This is a genomic window from Phenylobacterium sp. (assembly GCF_046590535.1).
In the GTDB taxonomy this organism is placed as follows: Bacteria; Pseudomonadota; Alphaproteobacteria; order Caulobacterales; family Caulobacteraceae; genus Phenylobacterium.
Map to the genome: position 1 here is coordinate 1 of NZ_JBKJTG010000101.1, position 8513 is coordinate 8513.

Below are 8513 nucleotides of genomic sequence, written 5' to 3' on the forward strand. Positions count from 1 at the left end.
GAAGAAGGCGATCTTCACCGACCTGGACCGGATCTGTAAGCCGGGCGCGATCCTGGCCACCAACACCTCGGGCCTAAACATCGACGAGATCGCCTCGGTGACGAAGCGGCCGCAGGACGTCATCGGCCTGCACTTCTTCTCCCCGGCCAACGTCATGAAGCTGCTGGAGATCGTCCGCGCCGACCACACCGCCAAGGACGTGATCGCCACCTCAATGAAGCTGGCCAAGCAGATCGGCAAGGTCGCCGTTCTGGTGGGCGTCACCCCCGGCTTCGTGGGCAACCGCATCCTCGGCCAGCGCCAGCGCGAGGCGCAGAAGCTGGTCATGGAAGGCGCCATGCCCTGGGATGTGGACCGCGTGCTCTACGACTTCGGCTTCCCCATGGGTCCGTTCGCCATGAGCGACCTGGCCGGCCTGGACATCGGTTGGGTGAAGGAGAACTCCAAGGGCGAGACCATCCGCGATGTGCTCTGCGAGATGGACCGCCGCGGCCAGAAGACCGGCGCCGGCTACTACGACTATGACGAGAACCGCAACGCCATCCCCTCGCCGGTCACCGAGAAGATCATCAACGACTTCATCGTCAAGTCGGGCGCCAACCCGCGCAAGATTTCCGACGAGGAGATCCTGGAGCGCTGCGTCTATCCGATGATCAACGAGGGCGCGAAAATCCTCGACGAAGGCAAGGCGATCCGTGCCTCGGACGTGGATGTGGTCTGGGTCAACGGCTACGGCTGGCCGGTCTATCGCGGCGGCCCGATGCACTACGGCGACCAGGTGGGTCCCGCCAAGGTGCTCGCCAAGATGCAGGAGTTCCAGGCCAAGATGGGCGACCAGTTCAAGCCCGCAGCCTCGCTTGAGAAGCTGGTCGCCGAAGGCAAGACGTTCGCCGACCTGAAGGCCTGAGGCCCTGCCCGTGGGGGGGCTGGCGCGGCGCCTGATGACACTCGCTGCGGCGCTGCTGCTGTTCGGCTGCGACCGCGGCGTCGACGCCCGGCGGATCGCCGCTGCCGACGGGGCCGAGTGGCTGACCTATGGGCGCACCTATGACGAGCAGCGGTTCAGCCCGCTGAAGCAGATCGACCGCAGGACGGTGGCAGGTCTCGGCGTCGCCTGGTGGGCGGAGTTCGACACCGACCGGGGCCAGGAGGCCACGCCGCTGGTGGCCGACGGGGTGCTCTATGTGACCACCGCCTGGTCGAAGGTCCATGCCTTCGACGCGGCCGGTGGAAAGCGGCTGTGGAGCTACGATCCCAAGGTTCCGGGCGAGGCCGGGTTCAATGCCCGCTGCGACGTGGTCAACCGCGGCGTGGCCCTGTGGAAGGGCCGCCTCTACCTGGGGACCCTCGACGGTCGGCTGATCGCGCTGGACGCCAAGACCGGTCGGCCCGCCTGGTCGGTGCAGACCACTGACCGGGCCAAGCCCTACACCATCACCGGCGCGCCCCGGGTGATGAAGGGCAAGGTGCTGATCGGCAATGGCGGCGCGGAGTACGGCGTGCGCGGATACGTCTCGGCCTACGACGCGCAGAGCGGCAAACTCGCCTGGCGCTTCTACACGACACCCAATCCGCAAGGCGTCGCCGACGGCGCGGCCTCCGACCCCATCCTGCGCGAAAGGGTCCAGGCCACCTGGTCGGACGGCGCCTGGAAGCAGTCCGGCGGCGGTGGCACGGTGTGGGACGCCATCACCTACGACCCCAAGCTCGACCTAGTGTTCGTCGGCGTCGGCAACGGCAACCCGTGGAACCACAAAATCCGCTCGGGTGGAAAGGGCGACAACCTCTTCCTGTCGTCCATCTTGGCGCTGCGGCCCGACACCGGCGCCTATGTCTGGCACTACCAGACGACGCCCGGCGAGAGCTGGGACTACACCGCCACCCAGCACATCATGGTCGCCGACCTGACCATCGGAGGCGCCACCCGGCGCGTGGTCATGCAGGCCCCGAAGAACGGTTTCTTCTACGTGCTGGACGCCGCCACCGGGAAGCTGGTCTCGGCGGAGAAGTATGTGCCGGTCGACTGGGCCCAGCGGATCGATCCGGCCACCGGCCGGCCGGTGGAAGCGCCCTTCGCGCGCTATCAGAAGGGCGGCGTCAGCACCCAGCTGGTGGGCGCGCTTGGGGGCCACAACTGGCAGCCCATGGCCTTCAGCCCGAAGACCGGCCTGGTCTATATTCCCGCCCAGCACGGCCGCGGCTACTACGCCGATCCGCAGAGCTTCACCTTCCTGCCGGGCGCCTGGAACACCGGCGTCCTGCGCAGGTTCGACGGCCCCAACACCGCGCCCTCCCTGGTACGGCCCGCCGCGCTCCTGTTGGCCAAGGGCGAGCTGATCGCCTGGGACCCGGTGGCCCAGAGGAAGCGCTGGAGCGTCGCCTTCCCCGACCAGTGGACCAGCGGCGTCTTGGCCACCGACGGGGGGCTGGTGTTCCATGCCGCGGACAAACGGTTCGCCGCCTACGACGCCGCCAGCGGGCGCCCGCTGTGGACCTATCCCACCGGCGTCCAGGCCATCGCGCCGGCCTCCACCTACGCCATCGGCGGCAAGCAGCATGTGGCGCTGATGGTCGGCGCGGGGGGCGCCGGGGGGCGCAACGAGGCCCGCCAGAAGGGCCGCCTGCTGGTGTTCAAGCTGGGCGGCCAGGTCAAGCCGCCGGCCTATCCAGCCGCCGTGACCCAACCGCCCCTCGACCTGACCCAAGCCGCGCCTTCGTCGGGAGATGGCGACCGGGGCGGCCGGCTGTTCGCAACCTACTGCAGCGCCTGCCATGGCGCCGGGCCCTATTTCCCGGACCTCTCCCGGTCGCCGGCGATCCTCGAGCCGCAGGGTTTCCAGACCATCGTCCTGGACGGCGCTCTGAAGGCAGGCGGCATGGCGGGCTTCCGCCGGTTCTTCGACGCCGCCGGCGCGGAGGACCTGCGCGCCTACCTGCTCTGGCAGGCGAAGACCGGACCCGGACCGGCGGCGCCCACAGCCCCGACCCACGCCCAGTAAGGCGCCCGCCTCAGAACAGCTTGCACGCCTCGGCGTGGCCCTGGACGAAGCGGCGGCCAATGATGTTGCGCGGGGCCACCTCGACCCAGAGTTCGCAGTACACTTGCTGGCCTTCGTAGGTCGCGCCACGACGCCAGATGTAGAACCGCTTGCCGTCAAGCGTCACATTCGTGGTCCACTCACCGTAGATGGCGCGGGCCGCGTCGAGATTTTGGCCGTAGAGCTTGGAGGAGTCGGGAAACTCATGGCTGACGCACCCGGCCAGAGCCAAGAGGGCGCCCAACGTCGCGATGCGGCTCATGAGGGCGGCGGTATTCAAGGGCGCATCGGGGTCTTCAGGGACCGGAAGGTGATCGAGTATCGCAGGTCCCGGGCGGGGGCGATGCTTTGCTCCCACTCGTTCCGGGCTGCGCCGCGCAACAGATACCCCGAGCGGGGCGCGAGCGGAACCGAGAGCCGCTCCCAGCTCTCGCCCGCGGGCCAGCGAAATCGCAGGAGACAGGGCGCCAGCAAGGATACCCCCACCACGTCGGCGAACACGGCGCGGTCACGGTGCCAGCCGATGGCCGCGCCGGGCTGATACTGGTTGATCAGGACCTGGACGAAGGCCTCGGGAGGCCACTCGGCGAGGCTGGCGGCGCGCGTGCGGACCGGCAGCAGGAAATCCGGCATCGGCTCGGCGGCAATCAGGCGCTGGCCCGCGAAGTCATAGCGAAGGCCGAACGACACCCCGCGCCGGCGGCCTTCGACACCGCGGAACCGGAAAGGCTGGAAGTCGAGCCCGGCCAGCCGAGCGGCGAGTTCGGCCTCGTCTTGCGCAGCGATCACGCCGTCGCGGTAGGCCAGGCCTTCCGGGAAGGCCGGGGAAGCGTCGAAGAGGTCCGCCTGAGCATGTCGCGCCATCACAGGACAACGCCTTGAACACGCCCGGAGGTCAAAATGAAGGCGGCGGTCCAGGTCGGTGCGTACCCTACCGATCACCGACCCGTGATCGCCTGGGCCGCCGTTCATCGCCGCGCCGCCTTGACCTTGCCCGCTCCGGCGCCGCCAATTTCCGCCGACCGGCAAGGCGCAGGGATGACTGAGGGCCACGTCTCGAACACCGCCGGCGAGGCTCCCCGCGCGACGCTGCGCGCCCGCGAGGCCGTGGCGATAACCGTCGGCATCGTGGTCGGGGCGGGAATTTTCCGCACGCCCTCGCTGGTGGCCGGCGCCGCGGAAAGCTCGACCATGGTCCTGCTGGCCTGGGCGGCCGGCGGGCTGGTCTCGCTGGTGGGCGCGCTCTGCTATGCGGAGCTGGCCTCAACCTATCCCCACGCGGGCGGCGACTATCACTACCTGGCCCGGGCGTTCGGCAAGCGGCTGGCCTTCCTCTACGCCTGGGCGCGGTTGTCGGTGATCCAGACCGGCTCCATCGTGCTGCTGGCCTTCGTATTCGGCGACTACGCCAGCCAGCTGGTCAGCCTGGGGCCCGCGTCGTCCGCCATCTATGCCGCCCTGGCGGTCTCCGGGATCACCGGCATCCACTGGGTGGGGGTCACCGCCGGCGCCCGCACCCAGAACTGGCTGACCGTGGCCGAGGTCGTGGGCCTGGCGGCGGTGATTGTCGCGGGCCTCCTGGTGGCGCCCGCCGCGGCGCCCGCGCCGGCGCCGCCCGACACCACCGCCTGGGGCCTGATCATGGTCTTCGTGCTGTTGACCTTCGGCGGCTGGAACGAGGCGGTCTATGTCTCGGCGGAACTGAAGGATGCGCCGCGCCGCATGGCCCCGGTGCTGGTGGCCAGCCTTGGCCTGATCACCGTCCTCTACCTGCTGGCCAATGCGGCCTACCTCCGCGCCCTGGGTCTGGCGGGCGTGGCCGCATCCGACGCCGTCGCCGCCGACGTCATGGGCCTGGCCTTCGGGCCGGTGGGCGCGACCCTGATCAGCCTGTTCATCGCGGTGGCGGCGCTGACCTCGGCCAACGCCACGGTCTTCACCGGCGCGCGCACCGCCTATGCGCTGGGCCGCGATCACCCGGCGCTGGCGGTCCTCGGGCGCTGGGATGTCCGCGCCGGCAGCCCGCGCAACGCCGTGTTGCTTCAGGGTCTGGCGGCCCTGGCGCTGACGCTCGTGGGCGCCTTCGTGCGCGACGGCTTCAAGTTGGCGGTGGACTACACCGCCCCGGTGTTCTGGACCTTCTTCCTGCTGGTCGGACTGGCCCTGTTCCGCCTGCGCCAACTCGACCCGGATATTGAGCGGCCGTTCCGCGTGCCGCTCTATCCGCTGCTGCCGGCACTGTTCGTGATCACCAACGCCTACCTGCTCTATTCCAGCCTGGCTTACACCGGAAAGGGGGCGCTGCTTGGCGTCGCCGTGCTGGCGGTGGGCGGGCTGCTCATCCTGCCCCTGCAGTCGCGCAACAAGGACACCGCCCCATGAAAACCCACGCCCTGGCCTTCGCCCTGGCTATCATGATCGCCTGCCCGTCGTCGCCCGCGCTCGCCCAGCAGGCCCGTCCGGCGCCGAACCGCGGCCCGGACGTAATCTATGTGCCGACGCCCCACGAGATCGTCGACGCCATGCTCAAGCTGGGCGAGGTGAAGCCCGGAGACGTGCTCTACGATCTGGGGTCGGGTGACGGCCGCATCCCCATCGCGGCGGCCAAGCAGTTCGGGGTGCGCGGTGTGGGCATCGACATCAACCCTGAGCGCATCGCCGAGGCCAACGCCAACGCCAAGGCGGCCGGCGTCACTGGCCTGGTGACGTTCCGACTGGAGGACCTGTTCGAGGCCGACTTCCGCGAGGCCTCGGTGGTGACCCTCTACCTGCTGCCCAGCCTGAACGCCAAGCTGATGCCCAAGCTGTTGTCCGACCTCAAGCCGGGCACGAGAATCGTCAGCCACGCCTTCCTGATGGGCGACTGGGTCCCGGAGCAGAAGGTCGATGTGGAAGGCGGCATGATCTACCGCTGGACCGTGCCGGCCAAGACGGCGCCCTAGCCCAGCCGTTCCACGGCCTGCACGACGGCGGCGGTCTTCTCCAGGATAACCATGTGGCCGGCCTCGGGGATCGAGACCAGCTCCGCCCCGGCGATGGCCTTCTTGAAGGCGTGGGCATAGGTGGGCGGGATCAGCCGGTCGCTATCTCCCCAGACGATCACGGTCCTGGCCTTGATCCGGTACAGCCGCTGCCGCAGCCCCCGATCGGGAATCGGAAACAGAATCCGCCCGGCCATGCCCAGTTGGCGCGCATTGGCCACCAGATAGGCCTGCAGGAACCCCGGGTCCTCCACGTTGCGCCCCGCGGTGAGGATGGCCGCGCCGGCCACGGCGTCGTGGAACAGCATCTGCGGCATCTCGAAGGGCAACAGCGAGAACAGGTCGGCGATCGGATGGTCGTCGTCCCACAGGCCGGCAGGCGCGATCAGCGCCAGGCGCGAGACGTCGTTGGGGGCTGTGGCGGCCATTTCCGCGGCGATCATCCCGCCCATGGAGTGACCGACCAGGATAGGGTCGTTCAGGCCCAACGCCTCGACCACGTCCCAGGTGTGCAGGGCGAAATCCAGCATGTCGCGGATCTCCGGCGCCTCTTCGCTGTCGCCATAGCCCGGGACCAGCGGCGCGAACACATGGTGGGTCTGCGCCAGGGCCGCGAGGAACGGATCATCTGCGGTGACGCCACCGGCGCCGTGCAGATAGACCAGCGCCGGGCCCTGGCCGCCTTCATAGTAGCGGACTGCGGCGTGGCGGGTGGCGATCGTCTTGATGTCCATCACGGTGCTCACGCCTGCTCGGTCATGGGCGCGCGGGTGGGCGCGGGGGGCAGGGCGCCGGCTTTCACCTGTTTGGCCAGCGGCTTGCACCAGAACCGATCGTCGTCGGCGTAGTCGGGGAACATGTTGCGGAGCTTCGGCATCACCTTCTCGGCGAACAGCTTGGTGGAATACATGCACTTGTCGGCCGGCATGTTCCCCACGTGCATCAGGCAGAAGATGTTGCCCACGTGCAGGCCCTTGATCAGGTCCTCCATCCGCTGGCGCACGGTCTCGGGGCTGCCTGCGATGATGTGGCCGCCTTCCACCAGGTCCTTCCACGACAGCGTCGCATAGCCGCCCTTGGGCGGGGCGTATTGCGAGAGCGCGCCGGACTGGATGGTCTTGATGGTGCGGTAGCCCGGCGCGTCGGCGAACCCTGGATAGACGTGCAGGCAGCGGTTGTAGAAGTAGCTGACGTGCTCGGAATAGAGCCGCTCGGCCTCCTCGTCGGTGTCGGCCACCAGGATGGTTTGAGCAAAGCCGGCGCGGTAGGGGCTCTTGTCCACCCCGCGCTCGTCGATGCGGCGCCAGTAGCCGTCCATCAGGGCCTGGGCGCGCAGATAGCCGGAGAAGCTGAGGTAGGAGTACGAGTAGGTGTTGTCGATGCAGAAGTCGTAGGTCTCCACCGAGCCGCCGCCGGGGATATGGACTGGCGGGTGGGGCGCGTCCTGGATCGGGCGCGGCCAGATGTTGACATGCCGCAGCTTGTTGTAGCGGCCGTTCCAGGCGAAGGGCTCGCGCGTGGTCCAGGCCTTGATGATCAGGTCATGGGCCTCCTGATACTTCTCCCGGGTCAAGGAGGGGATCTGGCCGTAGCAGTAGTTGGTGTCCATGGAGGTCCCCACCGGGAACCCCGCCACCAGCCGGCCGCCGGAGATGCAGTCCAGCATGGCGAACTCCTCGGCCACGCGGATCGGCGGATTGTACAGCGCGATGGAGTTGCCCAGGACGACGATGGCCGCGTCCTTGGTGCGGCGGGCCAGGCCGGCGGCGATGATGTTGGGGCTGGGCATGATGCCGTAGCCGTTCTGGTGGTGCTCGTTCACGCCGACGCCGTCGAACCCGAGGGTGTCGGCGTATTCCAGCAGGTCCATATAGGTGTTGTAGACCTCATGGCTCTTGGCGGGATCGAACAGCTTCTGGTCGATGTCGACCCAGACGGATCGGTTCTTCTCCCGGAAATCGTCCGGCAGATAGGGCCACGGCATCAGGTTGAACCAGGTGAACTTCATCAGGGCCTCCTCCGCGCCGCCTCTGTCGGGCGGTCATGTGAACAACGTTAACCCGATGAGGCGCGGCGCCAAGAGGTTTGCGCGGGGCTAGGGCTTGCAGGCCCACCCCGTCCGGGCCTCGTTCTCCACCACCGGGCGGACGACGCGGGTCCAGAGGACGTAGCCGGCGGGGGTCATGTGCAGGCCGTCGCCGACGAAGATGTCCTTGGGGGCGCCGTCCTCCAGCATGGCCGGGACCACATCGACAAATTCCAGGTCAGCGCGCGCCTCGGCCATCGCCCGGATCGCGGTGTTGGCCTGGCTCTGGGCGGCGAACTGATCCCAGCGCAGCTTGGAGGGCTTGAGCGCGATGAAATAGACCTTGGTCGCCCCCAGGGTCTTGTCCTTGCGGTCCATGAAGGTTTGGAAGTCGGCCACCGTCTCGTCCGGCGTCTTGCCGGCGTTCAGGTCGTTCTCGCCGGCGTAGAAGAAGATGGCGCGGGGTCG

Annotated in this window: 9 protein-coding genes; 4 read left to right on the top strand and 5 right to left on the bottom strand. The window is 68.5% G+C overall.

Annotated elements, in window-relative coordinates:
• Nucleotides 1–907 (top strand): 3-hydroxyacyl-CoA dehydrogenase NAD-binding domain-containing protein (locus ACLL81_RS06065; RefSeq protein ID WP_411287451.1); only part of this gene is annotated, 907 nt, incomplete at its 5' end.
• Nucleotides 908–941: 34 nt separating this feature from the next.
• Entirely contained in the window at nt 942–2999 is a 2058-nt protein-coding gene (locus tag ACLL81_RS06070; protein ID WP_411287452.1) for a PQQ-dependent dehydrogenase, methanol/ethanol family, read from the top strand.
• Between the two features lie 10 nt (nt 3000–3009).
• Here ACLL81_RS06070 and ACLL81_RS06075 read toward each other — a convergent pair whose 3' ends face one another.
• Entirely contained in the window at nt 3010–3300 is a 291-nt protein-coding gene (locus tag ACLL81_RS06075; protein ID WP_411287453.1) for a hypothetical protein, read from the bottom strand.
• A gap of 14 nt (nt 3301–3314) precedes the next feature.
• Nucleotides 3315–3902, bottom strand: coding sequence for an alpha-ketoglutarate-dependent dioxygenase AlkB (locus ACLL81_RS06080; RefSeq protein ID WP_411287454.1), 588 nt, complete (start codon nt 3900–3902; stop codon nt 3315–3317).
• Between the two features lie 174 nt (nt 3903–4076).
• Between ACLL81_RS06080 and ACLL81_RS06085 the strand changes: the two genes are divergently transcribed.
• Both ACLL81_RS06085 and ACLL81_RS06090 read left to right on the top strand, forming a co-directional pair.
• Nucleotides 4077–5420, top strand: coding sequence for an APC family permease (locus ACLL81_RS06085; RefSeq protein ID WP_411287455.1), 1344 nt, complete (start codon nt 4077–4079; stop codon nt 5418–5420).
• A complete protein-coding gene (locus ACLL81_RS06090) occupies nt 5417–5980 on the top strand; it encodes an SAM-dependent methyltransferase (protein WP_411287456.1) in 564 nt (187 codons plus the stop codon). The genes ACLL81_RS06085 and ACLL81_RS06090 overlap by 4 nt, the downstream gene beginning before the upstream one ends.
• On the opposite strand, the gene ACLL81_RS06095 is transcribed toward ACLL81_RS06090, so the two are convergent.
• The 3 genes from ACLL81_RS06095 to ACLL81_RS06105 all read right to left on the bottom strand — a co-directional run.
• Nucleotides 5977–6753, bottom strand: coding sequence for an alpha/beta fold hydrolase (locus ACLL81_RS06095; RefSeq protein WP_411287457.1), 777 nt, complete (start codon nt 6751–6753; stop codon nt 5977–5979). The genes ACLL81_RS06090 and ACLL81_RS06095 overlap by 4 nt on opposite strands.
• Nucleotides 6754–6761: 8 nt before the next feature.
• The gene (locus ACLL81_RS06100; protein ID WP_411287458.1) at nt 6762–8027 is read right to left on the bottom strand and encodes an LLM class flavin-dependent oxidoreductase; all 1266 of its coding nucleotides are present in this window, start codon (nt 8025–8027) and stop codon (nt 6762–6764) included.
• 87 nt (nt 8028–8114) lie between these two features.
• Nucleotides 8115–8513: GDSL-type esterase/lipase family protein (locus tag ACLL81_RS06105; protein ID WP_411287459.1), on the bottom strand; the 399-nt coding region annotated here is incomplete at its 5' end.